Origin of the sequence: Polaromonas vacuolata (assembly GCF_012584515.1) — a bacterium.
Classification (GTDB): domain Bacteria; phylum Pseudomonadota; class Gammaproteobacteria; order Burkholderiales; family Burkholderiaceae_C; genus Polaromonas; species Polaromonas vacuolata.
Map to the genome: position 1 here is coordinate 3503378 of NZ_CP051461.1, position 20568 is coordinate 3523945.

Annotated in this window: 19 protein-coding genes and 1 riboswitch; of the genes, 15 read left to right on the top strand and 4 right to left on the bottom strand. The window is 55.5% G+C overall.

The window, feature by feature from the left end; genetic code table 11:
* Nucleotides 1-62 precede the first annotated feature (62 nt).
* The 4 genes from HC248_RS15965 (at nt 63) to HC248_RS15980 (ending at nt 3094) form a co-directional block, all read left to right on the top strand.
* Nucleotides 63-1565: an FAD-linked oxidase C-terminal domain-containing protein gene (locus HC248_RS15965; RefSeq protein WP_168923350.1), complete on the top strand. Its 1503-nt coding sequence runs from the start codon at nt 63-65 to the stop codon at nt 1563-1565.
* Nucleotides 1566-1583: 18 nt separating this feature from the next.
* Nucleotides 1584-1961, top strand: a complete 378-nt coding sequence (locus HC248_RS15970; RefSeq protein ID WP_168923351.1) for a CidA/LrgA family protein — start codon at nt 1584-1586, stop codon at nt 1959-1961.
* Nucleotides 1962-1964: 3 nt separating this feature from the next.
* Complete coding sequence (locus HC248_RS15975; RefSeq protein WP_168923352.1) at nt 1965-2690, top strand: LrgB family protein; 726 nt, start codon at nt 1965-1967, stop codon at nt 2688-2690.
* 101 nt (nt 2691-2791) lie between these two features.
* Nucleotides 2792-3094: a hypothetical protein gene (locus tag HC248_RS15980; protein WP_168923353.1), complete on the top strand. Its 303-nt coding sequence runs from the start codon at nt 2792-2794 to the stop codon at nt 3092-3094.
* Nucleotides 3095-3132: 38 nt separating this feature from the next.
* Here the strand turns inward: HC248_RS15980 and HC248_RS15985 are convergent, their stop codons facing one another.
* Nucleotides 3133-4524, bottom strand: coding sequence for a zinc-binding metallopeptidase family protein (locus HC248_RS15985; RefSeq protein WP_168923354.1), 1392 nt, complete (start codon nt 4522-4524; stop codon nt 3133-3135).
* Nucleotides 4525-4729: 205 nt separating this feature from the next.
* Here HC248_RS15985 and HC248_RS15990 point away from each other — a divergent pair, with 205 nt between their 5' ends.
* Nucleotides 4730-4921 carry a 4-oxalocrotonate tautomerase gene (locus tag HC248_RS15990; protein ID WP_168923355.1) on the top strand — a complete coding sequence of 64 codons (192 nt, stop codon included), beginning with the start codon at nt 4730-4732 and terminating at the stop codon, nt 4919-4921.
* 27 nt (nt 4922-4948) lie between these two features.
* Nucleotides 4949-5752: a class II glutamine amidotransferase gene (locus tag HC248_RS15995; protein ID WP_168923356.1), complete on the top strand. Its 804-nt coding sequence runs from the start codon at nt 4949-4951 to the stop codon at nt 5750-5752.
* A gap of 48 nt (nt 5753-5800) precedes the next feature.
* Here the strand turns inward: HC248_RS15995 and HC248_RS16000 are convergent, their stop codons facing one another.
* Nucleotides 5801-6448 carry a hypothetical protein gene (locus HC248_RS16000; protein WP_168923357.1) on the bottom strand — a complete coding sequence of 216 codons (648 nt, stop codon included), beginning with the start codon at nt 6446-6448 and terminating at the stop codon, nt 5801-5803.
* A gap of 35 nt (nt 6449-6483) precedes the next feature.
* Complete coding sequence (gshB, locus tag HC248_RS16005) at nt 6484-7440, bottom strand: glutathione synthase (RefSeq protein ID WP_168923358.1); 957 nt, start codon at nt 7438-7440, stop codon at nt 6484-6486.
* A gap of 248 nt (nt 7441-7688) precedes the next feature.
* Between gshB and HC248_RS16010 the strand changes: the two genes are divergently transcribed.
* From HC248_RS16010 to HC248_RS16035, 6 genes are all read left to right on the top strand, one after another.
* Nucleotides 7689-8408: a haloacid dehalogenase type II gene (locus HC248_RS16010; RefSeq protein WP_168923359.1), complete on the top strand. Its 720-nt coding sequence runs from the start codon at nt 7689-7691 to the stop codon at nt 8406-8408.
* Nucleotides 8409-8461: 53 nt separating this feature from the next.
* Complete coding sequence (locus tag HC248_RS16015) at nt 8462-10663, top strand: malate synthase G (RefSeq protein ID WP_168923360.1); 2202 nt, start codon at nt 8462-8464, stop codon at nt 10661-10663.
* Between the two features lie 102 nt (nt 10664-10765).
* The gene (locus HC248_RS16020; protein ID WP_168923361.1) at nt 10766-11200 is read left to right on the top strand and encodes a DUF2147 domain-containing protein; all 435 of its coding nucleotides are present in this window, start codon (nt 10766-10768) and stop codon (nt 11198-11200) included.
* 553 nt (nt 11201-11753) lie between these two features.
* Nucleotides 11754-13349: a methyl-accepting chemotaxis protein gene (locus HC248_RS16025; protein ID WP_168923362.1), complete on the top strand. Its 1596-nt coding sequence runs from the start codon at nt 11754-11756 to the stop codon at nt 13347-13349.
* Between the two features lie 158 nt (nt 13350-13507).
* The gene (locus HC248_RS16030; protein ID WP_168923363.1) at nt 13508-14248 is read left to right on the top strand and encodes a spermine/spermidine synthase domain-containing protein; all 741 of its coding nucleotides are present in this window, start codon (nt 13508-13510) and stop codon (nt 14246-14248) included.
* An 87-nt stretch (nt 14249-14335) separates the two neighbouring features.
* The gene (locus HC248_RS16035) at nt 14336-15262 is read left to right on the top strand and encodes a LysR family transcriptional regulator (RefSeq protein WP_168923364.1); all 927 of its coding nucleotides are present in this window, start codon (nt 14336-14338) and stop codon (nt 15260-15262) included.
* Between the two features lie 93 nt (nt 15263-15355).
* On the opposite strand, the gene HC248_RS16040 is transcribed toward HC248_RS16035, so the two are convergent.
* On the bottom strand, nt 15356-16663 hold the full coding sequence (locus HC248_RS16040; protein ID WP_168923365.1) for a D-amino acid dehydrogenase: 1308 nt from the start codon (nt 16661-16663) through the stop codon (nt 15356-15358).
* 222 nt (nt 16664-16885) lie between these two features.
* Nucleotides 16886-16977: riboswitch (glycine riboswitch) on the bottom strand.
* A gap of 288 nt (nt 16978-17265) precedes the next feature.
* Here HC248_RS16040 and argS point away from each other — a divergent pair.
* The 3 genes from argS to HC248_RS16055 all read left to right on the top strand — a co-directional run bounded on the left by argS (nt 17266) and on the right by HC248_RS16055 (nt 20475).
* Nucleotides 17266-18939 carry an arginine--tRNA ligase gene (gene argS / locus HC248_RS16045; RefSeq protein ID WP_168923366.1) on the top strand — a complete coding sequence of 558 codons (1674 nt, stop codon included), beginning with the start codon at nt 17266-17268 and terminating at the stop codon, nt 18937-18939.
* Between the two features lie 90 nt (nt 18940-19029).
* Nucleotides 19030-19710 (top strand): SPOR domain-containing protein, encoded by a 681-nt coding sequence (locus HC248_RS16050; RefSeq protein WP_168923367.1) that lies wholly within the window; start codon nt 19030-19032, stop codon nt 19708-19710.
* A gap of 111 nt (nt 19711-19821) precedes the next feature.
* Nucleotides 19822-20475, top strand: coding sequence for a thiol:disulfide interchange protein DsbA/DsbL (locus tag HC248_RS16055; protein ID WP_168923368.1), 654 nt, complete (start codon nt 19822-19824; stop codon nt 20473-20475).
* Nucleotides 20476-20568 lie beyond the last annotated feature (93 nt).

A 20568-nucleotide genomic window follows, 5' to 3' on the forward strand; every position in this document is an offset into this window, starting at 1 on the left:
TTAATTTTTCTCAACCTCTGGTTCCGACTCTTGCCCTACAGTGGGGGACAAGGACAAAAGCCATGAACGCCCCTCTGAGCACCGAACAGCAAGACCAAATCCAACGCGCCGAGCGCCAAGCCCAAGTAGTCCAGGCATTGACTGCCGTTCTACCCGGCCACGCCCTGCTCTGGAATACCGAAGACACCACCGCCTATGAATGCGACGGTCTGACCGCCTACCGCCAGCGCCCGTTGGTGGTCGCCTTGCCCGAAACTTACGCCGAGATACAGGCCGTACTTAAAACTTGTTACGCGCTCGATGTTCCCGTCGTGGCGCGCGGTGCCGGCACCGGTTTATCCGGCGGCGCCATGCCGCACAAGCTGGGCGTGACACTGTCACTGGCAAAATTTAACAAGATTCTCAAGGTCGATACCTTGGCGCGCACCGCGCTAGTCCAAGGCGGCGTGCGCAATTTAGCGATTTCCGATGCCGCCGCACCGCATGGCCTGTACTACGCGCCCGATCCGTCCAGCCAAATCGCCTGCACCATAGGCGGCAACGTGGCCGAAAACTCGGGTGGTGTGCACTGCCTTAAATACGGCTTAACGGTGCACAACGTCCTCAAGGTCAAGGGTTTTACGATTGAGGGTGATGAAGTCGAATTCGGCAGCGATGCGCTAGACGCAGCGGGTTTGGACTTGCTCAGCATCATCATAGGCAGCGAAGGCATGTTGGCCGTGACCACCGAAGTCACCGTCAAACTCATCCCCAAGCCGCAACTAGCGCGCTGCATCATGGCCAGCTTTGACGACTTGCGCAAAGCCGGCGATGCGGTAGCCAGCATTATTGCGGCCGGTATTATTCCGGCCGGCTTAGAGATGATGGATCAACCCATGACCGCCGCCGTCGAAGACTTTGTTCACGCCGGCTATGACTTGAGCGCCGCCGCTATTTTGCTGTGCGAGAGCGACGGCACGGTAGAAGAGGTCGAAGAAGAAATCGGCCGCATGCGCGAAGTCCTGATGCGCTGCGGTGCTACGGCAATCACCGTGAGCCAAAACGAAGCTGAACGCCTACGTTTTTGGAGCGGCCGCAAAAATGCTTTCCCCGCCTCAGGCCGCATCAGCCCTGACTACATGTGTATGGATTCGACCATTCCGCGTAAACGCTTGGCCGACATTTTGTTGGCAATTGCCGAGATGGAAAAGAAATACGCCCTGCGCTGCGCCAACGTTTTTCACGCGGGCGACGGCAACTTGCATCCCTTGATTTTGTTTGATGCAAATGATGCTGACCAACTCCACCGCTGCGAGTTGTTTGGTGCGGAAATTTTAGAGACCAGTGTCGCCATGGGCGGCAGCGTCACCGGCGAGCACGGCGTGGGAATTGAAAAACTCAACTCCATGTGCGTGCAATTCTCAGCCGAAGAAAACGAGCAGATGTTCGGCGTTAAACGCGCTTTCGATGCCCGCAGCCTGCTCAATCCGGGCAAGGTCATTCCGACCTTAAACCGTTGTGCCGAATACGGAAAAATGCTGGTGCGCGGCGGGAAAATCTCCCACCCTGATTTGCCGCGGTTTTAATTTTTTCGCGCCTCACAAATGCAGTCTTTACGTGGCCTGGCTTGGCTGCTAGCTTTTCAGTCGCTGGGTGAATTGCTATCACGTGGCCTAACCCTGCCGGTTCCGGGGCCGGTGATGGGCATGCTGCTGCTATTGCTGGCGCTGCGCTTTAAAACTGTTAGCGTACCGGTTGGGCAATGCGCCGAGTTTTTACTCTCGCATCTGTCTTTGCTTTTTGTGCCGGTTGGTGTCGGCGTGATGACCCATCTGGGGCTGGTTGCGCAATACGGTTGGCGTATTTTGGCGGTGATTGTGGTCTCGACGCTTATCGGTTTGGCGATTACCGCACTGTGTCTAAAGAGTCTTGGGCAGGCCGACGAAAAAGCCCGCCAATCCGCGCCAGATAAAGCCGGTTAAAACATGTCTAACTTTGTTGAACTCTGGGTTTATCTATCCGCCACACCGCTGTTTGGCCTGACCGCGACACTCACCGTCTACGTGCTGGCGCACGCGGCTTATTCGCGTTTAGCGCAAGCGCCTTGGGCCAATCCTGTGCTGTGGACGGTGATAGTTTTAGCCAGTGCCTTAATCTTGGGCGACGTGTCGTACCAGACTTATTTTGCCGGTGCGCAGTTCATACACTTTTTGTTGGGCCCAGCGGTGGTGGCGTTAGCTTGGCCGCTCTGGCTAAGACGCGCCGAACTGCGCAAACGCTGGGGCAGACTGCTAATCGCCGCGCTAGCCGGCGGCACTGCGGCCAGTTTGTCTGCCGGACTAATGGCTTGGGCCATGGGTTTGCCGCAAGACGTATTGCTTTCGCTGCTGCCCAAATCAGTCACCGCACCAGTGGCTATGGGCATTGCAGAAAAAATCGGCGGCATACCGGCGTTGGCGGCGGTGTTTGCGGTGATCACCGGTTTGGTAGGTGCATTGGCTGGCAAATACCTGTTTGCCGCTCTAGGCATAAACCAGCAGCCGGGCGGCTGGGCCGCGCGCGGCTTTGCATTGGGCACTGCATCCCACGGCATTGGCGCGGCCAGGGCGCTACAAGTGAATGCCGATGCGGGTGCTTATGCCGGGCTGGCCTTAGGTCTGCAAGTGGTGTTGGCGTCGCTATTGATGCCGCTGGTGTTTAAGTTGTTTTAAAGCCTTGGCAAGGCAAACTGACAAAATAGTTTTCGCCGGTCTAGCCTAAGGCTTTACCCGAGCAGTCAGCTGCGGCGGACACTGGCGATATAGTCAAAGCCATGAGCTACACCTTGAAAATTTTTGCCTCCGAAGACGTGAGTCAAACCGAGCGCGACCAAGCCGGTCTGCGCTTTCGCGCCGCACTCGAAGAGTCCTTGGGCGACGCCAGCTTGGTTGCGCCGGTCTACCGCGCTTGGCTTAGGCTTTATCAAATTTATGGCGACACGCCGCGTCCCTGGCCGGTGAGCCCACCCGAGCTGCTACTGGCCGAACAATGGGATGCAGCTGAACTAGCGGCAACCCAAGCGGCTTTTGGCGAGAACCGCTACATGGGCGACGCGCATTTCGAGATTGAAATCTAAACCAAAGTGAGCAAAGCACACCGGTTGCTAACTAAAACTTAAATATGATTTTTTTTGGCCGCTTGCAGCGAACTCACCAAAATGTGTATGAAGTGCAGCTTGGCTATCACCTCACGCGGCAGTGTGAAGGGATAGAAATCGGGTTGACCCATGCTGCGCGACATCTCGGTCAACATAGTCGTCAAGCGCGTCCAATCGTTGAGGAAGTCGAGAAAAATCTGTGCCTGCGGATGCTGCGGACGGTACAAATCGTCCAAGGTAAAGGGCGTGAATTCCAGCTCGGCATTGTCTGCCGTCAGACCAAAACTCATCGCCGTGTCTATGGTGTCGCGCATATGCAGGTAGTGGGCCCAGCATTCTGCCCAGTCCTCCCAAGGGTGGGTACTGGCGTAGGCGCTGACAAAATGCAACCACCACTGAGCCGGAGGGCCTTCTTCGTAGTTGCGCTTTAGGCTGGCCGCATAGTCTTGCGTCTCATCGCCAAACAACTCATGAAAGCCCTCCATCCAGTCGGTATCCCACACCAGACGGTCCCAGTAGTAATGGCCGACTTCATGGCGAAAATGACCGAGCAAGGTTCGGTACGGCTCATGCATGGCATGACGAACCGCTTCGCGCAAGCTGTCGTCCGCTTCTTGCAAATCCAGCGTGATCAGGCCATTGTTGTGGCCGGTCATGACGCGTGGCCCTTCTATGGGTGAGCGCAGCAAGTCAAACATCAGGCCGCGCTCAGTATCTTCAGAAACTTTTGAGGCCACCGGCAAACCCAACACAATCAAAGCCGACACCAAGCGGCGCTTGGCCAATTCGGTCAGACCGTAAAGCTTGCCGTTGTCAAGCCGATCTGGGTCATTGAGATCCAGCAAATTGCGGTTAAGACGACAGGCGCGGCACAAAAATACACCCGCCTCGGACTCATGCAAAGGCAGCAACCAGTTGCAAGAAGCCCCGGTTTTAAGATTGGCGCAGCGTACAAACACCGGGGAAGGCACTGGAGCGGGGACCAGTTCGTCTAGGACGGCTTGCTGGTCTTGGCTTTGGCTTTGTTGAAAGCCTTGCGTTTGACTCTGCTGCAACCCTTGCGTTTGGCTCTGCGTTTGAATCTCTTGCGGACTCACTAGCGCCGGACTTGTCTCTTGATTTGGCTCCTGATTTGGCTCTTGCCACTCCACCCACGTATCGGCTTGCTCGGCCGGCATCAAAGACAACATCAGCGATTGGCTGGGCTCGTAACCCAGCGGCGTCTGGCAAGTCAAGCATTTACTGTTGCGGAAAAATATCGTATTGCCGCACTGACAATGATAGGCACGACCAGCCAGCGCCGGCAGATGGACTTGAACATGGGGCTGGATTTCGGTGGGTAACAAATCGGTTTTCTCTCGCCAGTAAAAAGGCCTGCGATGCAGACGAAAGAGGATTTTGCCACGCATGAAATGCCCGCAAATTAAACCGGTTTGACGGCGCAATGACAGGCGCTTGGCTTGGGTTTAATCGACTACTAAATACGTCACATCTGTTGTCATCCGTGCCGCAAAGCCGGGCTTTATCGTGCGATCATTGCACCGAGACGCTACTTCTGATGACGCGCAGCAGTAGTTTTTCACCCCACTTTTATTCATCACATCAAGGATACCTATGCCTTTTTACCATGTCGAAATGATGGAAGGCCGCACGCCGGCGCAAAAAAAGCAACTGGTCGAAGCCATGACTCGAACCAGCGTTGAAATACTCGGCGGCAAGCCCGAGTCTGTCACCATCATCATCACCGACGTCAAACGCGAGAACTGGTCCAGCGGCGGCAAGCTTTGGTCTGAGCCGCGTGACTAAGCCGGACAACCTTTAAGCGAGCCCACTATGTGTCAACTGCTGGGAATGAACTGCAACACACCGACCGATGTGACCTTTAGCTTTCGCGGCTTCGCGCAGCGTGCTGGGGTAACCGACCATCACGAGGACGGCTGGGGGATTGGATTTTTTGAAGGCCAAGGCACAAACGCTGACAACCCGCAAGGCGATGACCGCGGCCTGCGTCACTTTATCGACCACCTGCCAGCCAGCCAGTCACCTGTGGCCGAGTTGATAGGTCGCTACCCGATCAAAAGCCGCAACGTGATTGCGCATATTCGCAAAGCCACCCAAGGCGTGGTGGCGCTGGAAAACTGTCACCCCTTTGTGCGTGAATTGTGGGGTCGCTACTGGATGTTTGCGCACAATGGCGACCTGAAAAATTTTGCGCCGCGCCTGCATGCCAGCTTCAAACCGGTCGGCAGCACCGACAGTGAAAGGGCTTTTTGCTGGATCATGCAAGAGCTGGCCAAGTCACACGCCGCTATGCCCAGCATTGCCGAGTTGAGCATCACGTTGCGTGAGTTGGCCGCGCAAGTGGCCAGCCACGGCACGTTTAATTTTTTACTCAGCAACGGCCAAGCCTTGTGGGCTCATGCCAGTACCCACCTGTGCTTTGTGGAGCGACGCCATCCGTTTACCCATGCGAGTTTGAGCGACGAGGACTTGAGCGTCAATTTTGCCGAGCTAGCGGCCAGTACGGACCGCGTAGCAGTCGTGGTCACCGCCGCGCTAACGCGCAACGAGAACTGGACGGCCTTTGCACCGGGCGAGCTCAAGGTGTTTGAGTCTGGCGCGCTAACGGCTTGGTAAATAGGTCGTCAATAGACCGTAGAACTACGCCAGACCCACTAAGCCAAGTCAATTAACGCGACTCGGACCCGGGCAGGTCATGCTTTGACCGTCAAGTCGCTGCCGCGCCAGTGCAAAGTCTGCGCGCATTACCGCGCCGCTGCGGTGCACAGTCAAAATATAAATGCTGTCAAAGTCGCGACTCTTCCAATCCGGAACATCGCCCGCCTGACCACCCATTTGTGACAACATACTTTTAACAATGCCCTCGAGCTGATGGTGCTCCCAGCCCACTAGTAGCACGGCGTTGTGGTACTTGGGCAAGGCCAACTCCTGCTGCAGACCGGCGCTGTCGGCATAACCAAACGCAGTATTAATCGGCAAACCGAGCTGAGCGGCCAAAGGCGCGACTGTCAGCAACGGTCTTAAGTAGTTGTATAGCTGAGAGTCTTCGCCGTCGGGTTTTTTCTCGTGGGGATCGGGCGCAAACACCGCATCAAACTTGCCAAATTTAGCCAGCAACACGGCTGGTAATGCCAATGCGCGGTTCAGACCTTGGCAGTTGAGCATGCCAAGGCCTTGGGCCGGCTTTTCAGCATGGCGTATGAAGACTATGGTCTGCACACTTTCTGCCGCTGCAGCCCCGGCAAAGCTGGGCCAGAAAGCTGCCGCTAGCGCTAGCGAGACTGCGCATTCTTTTAGATTTTTTATACCCATGTGTAGCGCGCTCTTAGCTAATTTTCCGCTTTATGTCAGCCTTTTAACGCCGCTTCCAGCGCATCGATAAACATGGCCGCGACATCAAAGCCGGTCTGGTCAAAGATTTCCTGAAAGCAAGTCGGGCTGGTGACATTGATCTCGGTCACGTGGTCGCCAATCACGTCTACGCCAGCCAACAGCAAGCCGCGTGCGGCCAGCACTGGCCCCAAGGTATCGCCAATTAATTGGTCGCGCACCGAAAGCTTTTGCGCCACGCCCAAGCCACCCGCCGCCAAATTACCACGCACCTCGCCGCCCTGAGGAATACGCGCCAAACTAAACGGCACCGGCTTGCCGCCAATCACCAAAACGCGTTTGTCGCCTTTACTGATTTCAGGCAAGAACTTTTGCACCATCACGCTTTGCGCGCCTTCCTTATTTAAGGTCTCAATGATGCTGCCTAGATTCAAGCCGTCTTGCTTAACGCGAAATATGCCCATGCCGCCCATGCCGTCTAGCGGCTTGAGGATGATGTCTTGGTGCTCAGCGTGAAAGCGTTTGATATCAGCCGCGCTGCGGGTGACCAAAGTCGGACCGCTGAACTGAGAAAACTCAAGCAAAGCGAGTTTTTCGGGATGGTCGCGCAGCGCTCGGGGTTTGTTGAAGACTTTGGCGCCTTCGCGCTCGGCTTGCTCTAACAAATGGGTGCTATAAAAATACTCGCTGTCAAACGGCGGGTCCTTGCGCATGATGACGGCGTCAAAGCTGGCGATATCGGCAAGGCCATCAGGCCTGGCGCTGTCGGGCTTAAACCAGACCACGGCGTCGCCGGTCAAGCTGATGTTTTGGATCTTTGCATTGACCTTGTGTCCGGTCTGCCAGCTCATGTCTTGTGGCTGACAAGCACTGATGCGGTGGCCGCGCTTTTGGGCCTCGCGCATCATCGCGAACGTCGTGTCCTTGTAGATTTTGAAGGTCGAAAGCGGATCAGCGATAAAGAGAATATTCATATTTTTTGACTTTTTGAGGGGTAAATAACGCACAGCCTAGTTAAGCACAGCGCATAAGCATGAAGCTATTGTTGTCTGAACCCATGCACAAACGCGCCAGCCTACCCAAAGACCGGAGCCAAGACGGCCATTAGCTCATCTATTGACTAGCGAATTGCGATGTACGGTGTCATTAGTGCTACGAAAGTCACAGATACAGTTATTTTGCTGCGATTAATGCTGGGCGCAGTATCCAATACAGTAGGGGTATGGATAAAACTGCTCAAAACTCATCTTTATTACCTGCTCAGCGCCCACGCGCCATTTTCTTTGATGCCTACGGCACACTGTTTGATGTCTACAGCGTCGGCTTATTAGCCGAGCAATTTTTCCCCGGCCAAGGCCAAGCATTCAGCCAAATCTGGCGCGACAAGCAAATCGAGTACAGCCGCTTAGTCACCACCAGCAATCACGGCCAGCATTACCAACCTTTTTGGGATTTGACCTTGGCCGGTCTGCGTTACGCCGGTCTGCGCCTCAAGCTTGACCTCACGGCCGAGCGAGAACAACAGCTGATGAACCAATACCGCCACTTGAGCGCCTTCCCAGAAAACCGCGAAGTGCTGCAAGCCCTCAAGGACCGCGGCGTAGTCACAGGAATACTCTCCAATGGCGACCCGTCCATGCTGGATGTGGCGGTTAAATCCGCCGGTTTAGGTGACCTGCTCGACCACGTGATCAGCGTCGACAGCATACGTAAATACAAGACCCATCCCGACGCCTATGCACTGGCCGAGCAAGCCACTGGCCTGAAAGCCAGCCAGATTGGCTTTGTCAGCTGCAACAGCTGGGACGCGCTAGCCGCCACTTGGTATGGCTACCAAACCTTTTGGGTAAACCGCTACCAGCTTCCGTTTGAAACACTAGGCACTGAGCCATGCCACACCGGCAGCAACCTCAAGGACGTTCTGAGCTTGCTAGCCGACTAAGAACCCCAGACTTTTTTAACTTTTCTCCGTTTCTTTTTTTCGAGGACTCCCGCATGACCGTATCCGCCACTCCCCGCACCGCCTGCCATCAGCTACAGGTTGCTACCGTTTTATACCGTTTTATTGAAGACAAAGTTCTGCCCGGTACGGGCGTGGACAGCGCGGTGTTCTGGAAAGGCTTTGACAGCCTGGTCAGCGATTTAGCGCCTAAAAATATCGCCCTGCTGGCAGAGCGTGATCGTCTGCAAACCGAACTCGACACATGGCATAAAGCCAACCCCGGCCCGATCCATGACATGCCGGCCTACCGCGCCTTTTTGCACACGATTGGCTACCTCGTGCCGCAACCCAAAGACGTTCACGCCACCACCACCAACGTCGACGCAGAACTGGCGCTGCAAGCCGGCCCACAGCTGGTCGTGCCAGTGCTGAACGCGCGTTACGCGCTGAACGCAGCCAACGCACGTTGGGGTTCGCTGTATGACGCGCTATATGGCACGGACGCCATCTCAGAAGCCGATGGCGCTGAAAAAGGCCGCAGTTACAACCCCGTGCGCGGCGCCAAAGTGATTGCCTTCGCCCGCAACGTGCTGGATCAAGCAGTGCCGCTGGCCAAGGGTTCGCACAAAGATGCGACTGGCTACAGCGTCGAAAACGGCAAACTCGTGGTGCTCACCGCTGCGGGCAAAACCGGTTTGATGGATGAGGAACAGTGGGCTGGTTTTCAAGGCCAAGCCGCAGCCCCGACTGCGCTGCTGTTCAAACACAATGGCCTGCATTTAGACCTGCAAATTGACCGCAGCACCGCCATCGGCAAGACCGATCCAGCAGGCGTTAGCGACTTGGTGTTGGAAGCGGCGCTGTCAACTATTCTTGACTTGGAAGACTCTGTCACAGTGGTCGATGCCGACGACAAAGTGCTGGCCTACAGCAACTGGTTAGGCATTTTGCAAACCACGCTGACCGAAGAAGTCAGCAAAGGCGGCAAGACGTTTGTGCGTGGTCTGAACCCAGACCGCGTCTACACCGGCGCAGACGGTCAGCCACTTAAGCTGCACGGCCGCTCGCTGATGTTTTTGCGCAATGTTGGCCACCTGATGACCAACCCAGCGATTCTCTATGGCAACGGCCAAGAAATTCCAGAAGGCATTTTGGATGCCATGGTCACCGTGACGATTGCCATGCATGACCTCAAGCGCCGCGGCAAAGAAGCGATAGTGAACTCACGCACCGGCTCGGTCTACATCGTCAAACCCAAAATGCACGGCCCAGCCGAAGTGGCTTTTTCGTCCGAGTTGTTTGGCCGCGTCGAAGCCGTGTTGGGCCTAGAAGCCAACACCGTCAAGCTAGGCATCATGGACGAAGAGCGCCGCACCAGCGTCAACCTCAAAGCCTGTATCGCTGAGGCCGGCCCACGTGTGGCCTTTATCAACACCGGCTTTTTAGACCGCACCGGCGACGAAATGCACACCGCCATGCAAGCCGGCCCCATGATTCGCAAAGGCGACATGAAAACCAGCGCCTGGATTGCGGCCTACGAGAAAAACAATGTGCTGACCGGCCTGAACTGCGGCCTGCGCGGCAAAGCCCAAATCGGCAAAGGTATGTGGGCCATGCCTGACTTGATGGCGGCTATGTTGGAGCAAAAAATTGGTCACCCCAAAGCTGGCGCCAACACCGCTTGGGTGCCGAGCCCAACCGCGGCCACGCTGCATGCCCTGCACTACCACCAAGTCAATGTGGCCGAGGTACAAAAAGAGTTGGAGCAGACCGACATAGAAGGTCAGCGCGATACCTTGCTAAATGGTTTGCTTGAAGTACCCGTCAGCGCCAACCCGAACTGGTCGGCAGCAGACAAACAGCAAGAACTCGACAACAACGCCCAAGGCATTTTGGGTTATGTGGTGCGCTGGATTGACCAAGGCGTGGGTTGCTCTAAGGTGTTGGACATCCACAACGTCGGCCTGATGGAAGACCGTGCCACGCTGCGCATCAGCAGCCAACACATGGCCAACTGGTTGCTGCACGGCGTGGTCAGCCATGCCCAAGTGAAGGAAACTTTCGAGCGCATGGCGGCAGTGGTTGACGGGCAAAACGCCGGCGACGCACTGTACCAACCCATGGCCGGCAACTTTGAAACCTCAGCGGCCTACAAGGCTGCGTGCGAGCTGGTGTTCAAGGGCTTGGAGCAGCCTAGCGGCTACACCGAACCACTGCTGCACGCCTGGCGCTTGAAAGTTAAAGCTCAAGCCTAATCGCTGGCGTTGACGTTGACGTTGACGTTGACGGGTATGTCCCTAGCTACAGGCTGGTGGCGGGGACATACGATGGGTGATCAATTATTTGGAAGTAACACCATGATGCGTTCACTTTTGGCCAGCGCCCTTAGCTTGGCTTGCGTTTCTGCAATGGCGCAAATGAGCCCAGTAGGCTTATGGCAAACCATTAACGACGAAACTGGTAAGCCTCAGTCTGAGGTCACTCTGACCGAGGCCGGCGGCATCATTTCTGGCACTGTCACCAAGAGTTTAGTGCCGAGCAAAGAGCCCAACTGCGTCAAGTGCACCGACGAGCGCAAAGACAAGCCCAAGCTAGGCATGGAAATCATCCGGGGTGCTAAAAAATCCGAGACCCAAGATGTTTGGGTGGATGGCAATATTCTGGACCCCAACAACGGCACAATTTACAAACTCAAAATGACGCCAATCGAGGGCGGCAGCAAACTTGAAGTGCGTGGTTTTATTGGTATTGCGTTGCTCGGTCGAACCCAGACTTGGGTGCGAATTCCCTGAAGACGCGGCTTTGTTGGCCGCGCTAACAACTAGCGTTGTTTATTGCTGTTTCTACGCGATATGGCGTTGTAGTAGCGAGCAAGAACTCACTCGTTTGCAAATAGCCAGGCAAGCGGGATAGCCAGGACCTGATTAGTGCTGCGTGGATTTTTTAGCACAGCAATACCTTCGTTTATGACGGCAACTACGCCCTGTCCAGTCAACAGCGAAGTGCACAACATGCTTGCACTCAAGCGACTCTAACCGCAGGTTTTCAAACGCAATCGCGGATATCGCTCTCTAGCCCAAATCAAATCGCTTTGGCGCCTACATCGCTAGAAGCAACAGCACTTGTCATGGTCAAGTCACGCAGCGCAGATAAGCTGTGCAAATCCTCAATATTTAAGTTTTACTTTGTGCGCATGGATCAATTCACCACCGCAGCCGCAATAACAGTGACGAATTTTATTCCAGTTGCTCTGAAAGAAACACAGAGCCATCTACTCGCACCAAGTCTTGAACTATTTTGTATAGGTATCAGCACTTCACTGAACGGCTACAACCCCACACACTAATGCAAGACTTAACTTCCACCCCATGCAACTCCCTAGGTAGGCGCCTGCTAACTACCTTTTTCACTGTACTGCTGCTGTCACTGATAGGTTCTGCCATCGGTCTGTGGTCGCTCTACCGCGTCAATAGTGCAACCGACCAAATGGTGGCGCAAAGCATGGCCACTGAACGACTGGTGAGCGATGCCTTTCGCCAACAGGAGATCAATGCGGCAAACTACAAGGCGATGGCGCTGAGCTCAGAGCCTGAGGTGGGTGATATTCTTGCCGCGGATATTTTGCTGCGCCAGCAGCGCTATGACGTGTTGATGAAGCAGCTAGCTAGCCGTTTAGAAAGCCAGCAGGATCAAGCTTTGCTAGCAAAAATCAGCAGCACTAGAAAAGATTTCATCGCCGCCCAAACCGAACTGGTGGCGGCGCGCGACTCCGGTCTGACTAGCCGTATTCGCCAAGTTTATGCAGAACGATTCACGCCTTCATCCGATGCGCTGCTGGCGGCCGTTGCGAGCTTGGCTGACTCGCAGCGCCAGTCAATTGATGCTGCAGCCAGTCAAATCGCCCGTTGGAGCGCCATGGCCCGCACTGCATTGATTGTTTTTGGCGTCTTAGCTCTGCTGTTGGGCGGTGTGCTGTCGAAGCGACTGGTGCGCAGTATTACTCAACCGCTTAAACTGGCCAGCGACAGCGCCGATCGCGTCGCCAGCTTGGATCTGCGCCACGAAATCAAAGGCCATGAACGTGACGAAACTGGCAGACTTTTGTCATCTCTAAGTCTGATGCAGACAGCACTTCGTGCACTGGTGCAGCACGTGCGCGGGTCAGCACAAAATATTAGCCATGCATCGACAGACATCGCCAGCGGCAATGCTGACCTCTCCCGTCGCACAGAAGAAACCGCAGCCAGCCTACAACAAACGGCGGCTTCGCTGGAGATGATTACCCAAGCCGTGCAGCACTCAACCAAAGCAGCAGAACGTGCTGAAAACATGGCCAGCTCGGCCGCTACCTTAGCCGTTCAAGGCGGTAAAGCAGTCACCGAAATGGTCGTGACTATGCAGGAAATTCTTGCCTCCTCGCGCCATATAGAGAACATCGTCAATGTCATAGACGGCATCGCTTTTCAGACCAATTTATTGGCACTAAATGCCGCGGTTGAGGCGGCACATGCGGGCGAGCACGGACGCGGTTTTTCCGTGGTCGCCACTGAAGTGCGCAGCCTAGCGAGCCGATCAAGTACAGCAGCGCGAGAAATCAAAACCTTAATCAACGCGTCGATGCAGCGCATAGAAACCGGCGCTCATTTGGTCAACCACACCGGCCAGACCATGAACCACACCGTAGAAGCGATTCAAAACGTAGCCCACACGATTAGCCAAATCTCCAGCGCCACCCAAGCGCAGACCCTAGACATTGCGCAAATCAATATCGCTGTCGCGCGGCTAGACCAGATGACACAGCAAAATTCGGCGCTGGTAGAACAATCGTCCAACGCCTCAGAAAGCCTACGCCTTCAGTCGCATGAACTCGCCAGTCTTATCAGCCGATTCGTGCTACCTGTGCGGGATTTAAAACCTACGGTTTTGGTTAACTTTGGCTGAGGTTTGCAGCAGTGATGGACTAACTTACCAAGGTCAATTCGGTCGCCCAGCAAACGTATGATGTTGGGATTATTTCTAATTCCCCACACTCCTTAATCTGGCCAGCACTGCCAACGCCAAAAGACCCGGCGGCAAAGCAAGACTCTCAGGGCTTTGCCATGCCTTATGTGGTCGATGACGGCCAAGCCCTTTCGCTGCATTTTTCACACAGCGAATTACAAAGCCGTATGCACGCGCAAAAGCCTTGGCAGTTAGAGGTCGACTACACCTTAACCATGATGGGATTTTTGCTGTTGCAGCCAGAGCCCAAACGCATCGCCATGGTTGGCTTGGGCGGTGGCTCGCTGGCCAAGTTTTGTTACCACTATTTACCCGACTGCCAATTCACGGCGGTCGAGATCAATCCCCATGTGATCGCACTGCGCGAAGCCTTTTGCATACCGCTTGATAATCACCGTTTTGAGATCTTGCAAGCCGATGGCGTGGACTTTGTCGCCAGCCCCGCTGAGCCGCTTGATGTGCTGCTGATCGACGGCTTTGATCAAAACGGTCAACCCGCTGCGCTGTGCACTCAAGGCTTTTACGATGACTGCTTTGAGCGCCTTGCGCCCAACGGCTTGCTAGTGGTCAATCTGCACTACGACAGCCCGGACTATCCGCTTTGGGTAGCGCGGATTTTGCGCAGTTTTGATGGCTGCGCGGTCGAGGTTGCGGCGCCCGAAAAAAGCAATTGCATTGTGTTCGCCTCACGTGGAGCGACCCTAGCGTCACGCAAAATCAAACTATCCGCAGCACTGGCTAGGCTTGACCGGGCAGCGCAGTTGCAACTAAGGCCTGAGTTCACCCGTCTGAGCTGGCAGATGCGAGATGCGGATACTCAGGCAAGGGATGCAGCATGACGCGACTCCATTTAAGCCGACCCAGCAGGCCGAAAAAAAACCTCTGTTTACGCCTTAACGCAGCGTCAATCTGATCGCACACCACGCATGGACAAACTCAAACAACTCGAATCTTTTGTCGCCATAGTCGCACGCGGCAGCCTGACCGCTGCGGCTAAGGCCGACGGTTTAGCACCGGCCATCATGGGCCGACGCTTAGATGCCTTAGAAGAGAGACTGGGCGTGAAACTTCTGGTGCGCACTACCCGGCGCATCACGTTAACGCACGAGGGCAGCGCTTTTTTAGAAGACTGTCAGCGCCTGTTGGCCGATCTGGCCAATGCCGAGGCCAGCGTATCGGCCGGCGGCGTCAAGGCCAGTGGCCATTTACGCGTGACCGCACCGGCTGGCTTTGGTCGCCGCCATGTCGCACCACTGGTGGCAAAGTTTCGTGAACAACATGCGGATGTGACCATCTCACTGAACCTAGGCGACCGCATGATTGACTTAGCCGGCGAAGGCTTTGACTGTGCGGTGCGCGTCGGCGATATGCCGGACTCATCTTTAGTCAGCGTGCGCATGGCCGACAACCGGCGCCTGTGTGTAGCCGCGCCAGACTATATTGCGCGTCACGGCAGACCGGGCCATCCCTCAGAGTTGGCACGCTTTGACTGCTTGGCACTGTCGAGCGAAGCATCGCAAACCCGCGGCTGGGCATTTACTGTAGGCTGTGAGTTGCAACACCTCAAACCACATGGGCCGTTAGATTGCTCTGACGGACAGGTATTGCACGATTGGTGTTTGGCTGGCTACGGCATCGCGTGGCGCAGCACTTGGGAAGTACAAGACGAAATCGCTGCCGGCACACTAGTGCCTTTGCTAGAGGAATTTTCAGCCCCGCCCAACGGTATTTACGCGGTATTTCCGCAGGCCCGCCATCTGCCGATACGGGTACGGCTGTGGATTGATTTCTTAAAACACCACTACGGCCAGCCGAGTTTTTGGGCTGGGCCGTCGCTAGACAAAAAAGTTTAAAGCGGCTGATTTAAACCAGCCGCTCTAGACTTAAGCGCTCAATCAGCATTCGCTGTCTTCAGCGCCGTAGTCGACGTAATCGCCTTAGTGACCTTAAGCGCTTTGTGTCGCTGGCCGGACCGAAACACTGATCTTGCGCGCTGGCAGCTGACCGGTAAAGGCAAAGTCAACGTCTGGCACGCGCCCGCTCACGATGTCAGCAATCGCAGCACCAGAGCCGCAAGAATGCGTCCAGCCCAGCGTACCGTGACCGGTATTTAAAAACAAATTACGGGTTTTAGACGCGCCAATATACGGCACGTTTGACGGTGTTGCAGGCCGCAGACCGGTCCAGTATTGGGCGTTCTGGCCGTCCGTCATATCCGGGAACAAAGCACGGGTGCGCCGCACAATCGCTTCGCAACGGGCCAAGTTCAGGTCGGTGTTGTAGCCGCCTAACTCGGCCGTGCCGGCGATTCGCAGGCGGTTGCCTAGACGCGAGAAAACCAATTTATATTCATCATCGGTCAGCGAGACGTTGTAGGAAGCGGCTTCATTAATCACCGGCAAAGTCACTGAGTAGCCTTTGGCCGGATAGATGCGCAGCGTCTGGCCCAACAAATCAGCCCATTGCGCGCTGTATGAACCCAAGCACATCACATACGAGTCAGCGCTAACTTGGCTGACCACGCCAGCAGCATTCGCCACTTGCACGCTAGAGATGGCATCGCCTTGCTTTTGCACACCGACGATGCGGGTGTCATACATAAATTTCACGCCCTGCGCGGCGCACAAAGCGGCAAGTTCACGTGTGAAAGCATGGGCATCGCCCGACTCGTCGCTAGGCGTCATAGAGCCGCCGACGATTTTTGAACGGCTTGCGGCCAGCGCCGGCTCAATCGCCACGCATTCGTCTGGCGTTTTCATGTCCAGCTCGCAGCCGTATTCGCGCATCACCGCAGCCGGGCCTTGTGCGTCGGCGTATTCGCGCTCGCTGGTATAAAAATGCAAAATGCCGCGGGTTTTGTGGTCGTAGTTCAAGCCGGTATCAGCGCGTAATTTCTGCAGCGTGGCACGGCTATACAGCCCGAGGTTGACCATTTGTTTGATGTTGTGGCGGGTGCGTGTGGGTGTGCATTCGCGCAAGAAAGCCAGGCCCCAAAGCCATTGTTTCAGGTCGGGGCGCAAACGAAACAGCAATGGCGCGTCTTCGTGCATCAACCACTTGAGCACTTTGAGCGGCGCGCCCGGGTTGGCCCAAGGTTCGGCGTGGCTCACGGATATCTGACCGCCGTTGGCAAAACTGGTTTCCAGACCGGCGCCGCTTTGACGATCAATCACGGTGACGTCGTGGCCGGCTTGGCTCAAAAACCAGGCCGAAGTAATGCCGGTCACGCCGGCGCCTAAAACTGTGACTTTCATATTGAAATTTCCCAAAGACATAAGCTGAGCAAACCGCCGTTTAAGGCGCGCAGCAAACTATGAAAAAAAGGGATTTTTCATGGGACGCGCACGCGCAACTAAGGCGGTGCCGCTCCCACTGTCCTTGGTACCTGAGAGATTCAACCCCGGGCACAGCGTGCGTCTGGGTTTTGCTCCTTCGGTGGCGTCCGCGTTGCGCGGCAGCTCTCTCCAGATTCGGCGTTTATCCATCCAATACATGGGCCTGAGCGATCATGGGAGATTGCGCCTTCGGCGGCTTGCAACGGATGCAAACGCTCTCTTGGGTGAAGTTTGGATTGTGACACAGGCGTGCAGCTTTTAATCTCTAAGACTTGCCGAACAATCAAGCCCGCGCAAAATAAATCGACACCACTCCAGCCAGTAGGTTTGAGTTTTGGCTTGCGGTTTATGATTTGTAGCTTGTTTCTACAAACGCCTCGCTTTAGCGTCATTGACGGACACCACTGACTGAGATTAAAAATTAAGCCAAAAAAGGCAAGAAAAAGCAGTCCGAAACGCATTCCCTCAGATTTGTACGGCAGTACCAAATTGCCACATTGGCTTGACCGTAAAATCAAACCATGCTTCTGATAAAAAACGACCTTCTGGCAGCCTTGGCTGCAAGCCTTGAACAGCTCTCTCCTGGCGCCGGCGCAAAAGCCGCCTTTGAATCTCCCAAGGTAGCCGCCCATGGCGACTTTGCCTGCACCGCGGCCATGCAACTGGCCAAAAGCCTCAAGCTCAACCCGCGCCAAGTCGCCGACAGCCTGCGCCTGCTGCTGCTGGCCAATCCAGTCTTTGACCGCTGGGTAGAGGCGATTGAAATTGCCGGCCCAGGCTTTATCAACATCCGCCTCAAACCCGAAGCGAAACAAGAAACCGTGCGCGACATACTAAAAGCCGGTAGCGTCTACGGCGTCAAGCCACTGACCGGCGAGCGCACGCTGGTCGAATTTGTCTCAGCCAACCCAACTGGCCCGCTGCATGTAGGCCATGGCCGGCAAGCCGCCTTGGGTGATGCGATCTGCAAACTCTTTGCCACTCAGGGCGTAGACGTGTTTCGCGAGTTTTACTACAACGATGCCGGCGTTCAAATTCACACCTTGGCCACCAGCACCCAAGCCAGAGCCAAGGGCATCAACCCGGGCGATCCGCTGTGGTTAGAAAACGCCTACAACGGCGACTATATTGCCGAGATCGCGGCCGATTTCGTCGCGCTTAAAACCGTGCGATCAGACGACCGCGAAGTCACGGCCACGGGCGATATTGAAGACTTGGATGCGATTCGCCAATTCGCGGTTGCCTATCTGCGCCGCGAGCAAGACCTAGACTTGCAAGCTTTTTCGGTACGCTTTGATAACTACTACTTAGAGTCCAGCCTATACAGCTCGGGCCGGGTCGAGTCCACGGTTGAGCGGCTCAAAGAAGCCGGCAAAACTTACGAGCTCGACGGCGCGCTGTGGCTAAAGTCCACCGACTACGGCGACGACAAAGACCGCGTGATGCGCAAAGGCGACGGCAGCTACACCTACTTCGTGCCCGATGTGGCCTACCACTTGGCCAAGTGGGAACGCGGCTTTAGCCGCGCCATCAACATCCAAGGCATGGACCACCACGGCACGATTGCCCGCGTCAGAGCTGGCCTGCAGGCAGCCGACGCCGGCGTGCCGCTGGGCTACCCCGACTACGTTTTGCACACCATGGTGCGAGTCATGCGCAACGGCGTGGAAGTAAAAATCTCCAAGCGCGCCGGCAGTTATGTGACGCTGCGTGATTTGATTGAGTGGACTAGCGCAGACGCCGTGCGCTTTTTCCTGCTCAGCCGCAAACCCGACACCGAATACATTTTCGACATCGACTTGGCGCTGGCCAAGAACAATGAAAACCCGGTCTATTACGTTCAATATGCACATGCGCGAATCTGCTCGGTGCTCGCAGCTTGGGGTGGCGAGCTCGCCACACTCGATAGCGTAGACCTCGCGCCACTGACCAGCCCGCAAGCCCAAGCCTTGATGCTGCTGCTGGCCAAATATCCCGATATGCTGACCAACGCGGCCAGCGGCTTTGCGCCCCACGATGTGGCGTTTTACCTGCGCGAACTCGCCGCCTGCTACCACAGCTACTATGACGCTGAGCGGATTTTGGTCGACGACCAAGCCGTCAAACTCGCCCGCTTAGCGCTGGTAGCGGCGACTGCGCAGGTATTGCACAATGGTCTGGAAGTGCTGGGCGTTAGCGCACCGCGCAAGATGTAAAGCCATTTCAGCAATTCAAGACCGCCTAAACAAACAGCAACACATGCCGCTAAAAATGCAGGCCATGACAAACGGGAGATTTTCAAGCTTATGAACAAACCAACACGCAAGCCTCAGGCCGGCGGAACCATACTGGGCTTGGTGCTTGGCGTATTGCTAGGCTTGGGCGCGGCGCTGGCAGTCGCGGTGTATGTCACCAAAGTACCGATTCCCTTTCTCACCAAAGGCCAGTCACACGGCGCCGAGAACGACGCTGCTGAAGCCAAGAAAAACAAGGATTGGGACCCGAACGCAGCATTGGCCGGCAAAAACCCCGCCAGAAGCGCCGCCAGCGCGTCCGGCACACTTAATCAAGACAGCACAGCACCCGCTATGCAACCACCTGCTTTAACCGCTGCGCCACCCAATACCGTCGACGAAGGCAAAGCCCCTTCTTCCGATCCACTGGGCGACTTGGCCAAAGCCAAAGCGGCGGCAAAACCGATGGACAAAATCAGCACAAAGCCAGTAGCAGCTGCGGCGCCTAGTACCGATCCGTTTAACTACTTCATTCAAGCCGGCGCTTTTCGCACACCTCAGGACGCCGAGCAGCAACGCGCCAAGCTTTCTTTGCTGGGTTTTCAGGCCAAAGTCAGCGAACGCGAGCAATCGGGCAGCATGATTTACCGTGTTCGACTGGGGCCATTTGACAAAAAAGCCGAGGCCGACAAAATTAAAGAGAAGCTGGATGCAAGCTCGGTAGAAACCGCTTTGGTAAGGATCCAGCGATAAACCTGAACTTTCTGTCGTTAAGCCGTCAAACACTGTGTTGGGGCAAGCCTGCCGCGCCAGAATTTTTTCATTCCTCTATTTATTCGGCCTAAGCCAAGAAAGACGATATCCATGCAAAGACGTGAATTCTCACTATCAGCCGTAGCCGCCACCGCAGCAAGCAGCGGCCTGTTATTGCCAAACCTTGCACAAGCCCAAGCCAAAGCGCCAAAAGAAGGCAGTGATTACCTGCTGCTGGACAGGCCAGCACCAACCGAAGCACCCGCCGGCAAAGTCGAAGTAGTCGAGTTCTTCTGGTACAGCTGCCCGCACTGCAACGCTTTTGAGCCGCAACTCACGGCATGGCTAGCCAAGATGTCCAAAAACGTGAGCTTTAGACGCGCTCCGATTGCCTTCCGGCCCGATTTTGAGCCTCAGCAGCGGCTTTACTACGTGCTCGAAGGCATGAACCGTTTAGGCGACTTGCACGCCAAGGTTTTTTATGCAATTCACGTTGAAAAACAAACCCTGAACAACGCCGAGCAAATCGCCAACTGGATCGCCAAGCAAGGCGTTGACAAGGCCAAGTTCATGCAAGCCTACGAGTCATTCCCAGTGGTGACCAAGGTGCGCAAGGCGGTGCAATTGCAAGACGCCTACAAGGTCGATGGCGTGCCGGCTTTAGGCATTGCAGGAAAGTATTACACCTCGGGCTCGCAAGCCCAGTCTATGGAACGCGCTCTGACGGTGGTCGATTATTTGGTTGGCTTGCAGATCAAAGCCTAAGCAGCCTATAGCGTCGCTTTCACCCGGTTACGCATTGGTTTGAAAGCGCGCCAGCGCCCAAAGCCCGCCGCAATTTTTGCAGCGGGCTTTTTT